The 1,702-nt window shown below is 53.1% G+C and carries 1 rRNA gene; it reads left to right on the plus strand.

Going from position 1 to position 1,702, the window contains the following annotated elements:
* Window positions 1-146 precede the first annotated feature (146 nt).
* A 16S ribosomal RNA gene (locus C3D30_RS20155) occupies window positions 147-1,688 on the plus strand.
* Window positions 1,689-1,702 lie beyond the last annotated feature (14 nt).

Below are 1,702 nucleotides of genomic sequence, written 5' to 3' on the forward strand. Positions count from 1 at the left end.
ACTGCTCTTTAACAATTTATCAGACAATCTGTGTGGGCACTCGAAGATACGGATTCTTAACGTCCTCGGACGATAAATGAATACCAAGTCTCAAGAGTGAACACGTAATTCATTACGAAGTTTAATTCTTTGAGCATCAAACTTTTAAATTGAAGAGTTTGATCATGGCTCAGATTGAACGCTGGCGGCAGGCCTAACACATGCAAGTCGAACGGTAACAGGAATCAGCTTGCTGATTCGCTGACGAGTGGCGGACGGGTGAGTAATGTCTGGGAAACTGCCCGATGGAGGGGGATAACTACTGGAAACGGTAGCTAATACCGCATAACGTCGCAAGACCAAAGAGGGGGACCTTCGGGCCTCTTGCCATCGGATGTGCCCAGATGGGATTAGCTAGTAGGTGGGGTAACGGCTCACCTAGGCGACGATCCCTAGCTGGTCTGAGAGGATGACCAGCCACACTGGAACTGAGACACGGTCCAGACTCCTACGGGAGGCAGCAGTGGGGAATATTGCACAATGGGCGCAAGCCTGATGCAGCCATGCCGCGTGTATGAAGAAGGCCTTCGGGTTGTAAAGTACTTTCAGCGGGGAGGAAGGGAGTAAAGTTAATACCTTTGCTCATTGACGTTACCCGCAGAAGAAGCACCGGCTAACTCCGTGCCAGCAGCCGCGGTAATACGGAGGGTGCAAGCGTTAATCGGAATTACTGGGCGTAAAGCGCACGCAGGCGGTCTGTTAAGTCAGATGTGAAATCCCCGGGCTCAACCTGGGAACTGCATCTGATACTGGCAGGCTTGAGTCTCGTAGAGGGGGGTAGAATTCCAGGTGTAGCGGTGAAATGCGTAGAGATCTGGAGGAATACCGGTGGCGAAGGCGGCCCCCTGGACGAAGACTGACGCTCAGGTGCGAAAGCGTGGGGAGCAAACAGGATTAGATACCCTGGTAGTCCACGCCGTAAACGATGTCGACTTGGAGGTTGTGCCCTTGAGGCGTGGCTTCCGGAGCTAACGCGTTAAGTCGACCGCCTGGGGAGTACGGCCGCAAGGTTAAAACTCAAATGAATTGACGGGGGCCCGCACAAGCGGTGGAGCATGTGGTTTAATTCGATGCAACGCGAAGAACCTTACCTGGTCTTGACATCCACAGAACTTTCCAGAGATGGATTGGTGCCTTCGGGAACTGTGAGACAGGTGCTGCATGGCTGTCGTCAGCTCGTGTTGTGAAATGTTGGGTTAAGTCCCGCAACGAGCGCAACCCTTATCCTTTGTTGCCAGCGGTCCGGCCGGGAACTCAAAGGAGACTGCCAGTGATAAACTGGAGGAAGGTGGGGATGACGTCAAGTCATCATGGCCCTTACGACCAGGGCTACACACGTGCTACAATGGCGCATACAAAGAGAAGCGACCTCGCGAGAGCAAGCGGACCTCATAAAGTGCGTCGTAGTCCGGATTGGAGTCTGCAACTCGACTCCATGAAGTCGGAATCGCTAGTAATCGTGGATCAGAATGCCACGGTGAATACGTTCCCGGGCCTTGTACACACCGCCCGTCACACCATGGGAGTGGGTTGCAAAAGAAGTAGGTAGCTTAACCTTCGGGAGGGCGCTTACCACTTTGTGATTCATGACTGGGGTGAAGTCGTAACAAGGTAACCGTAGGGGAACCTGCGGTTGGATCACCTCCTTACCTTAAAGAAGCGT

Origin of the sequence: Escherichia sp. MOD1-EC5433, from assembly GCF_002966005.1 — a bacterium.
GTDB lineage: Bacteria > Pseudomonadota > Gammaproteobacteria > Enterobacterales > Enterobacteriaceae > Escherichia > Escherichia ruysiae.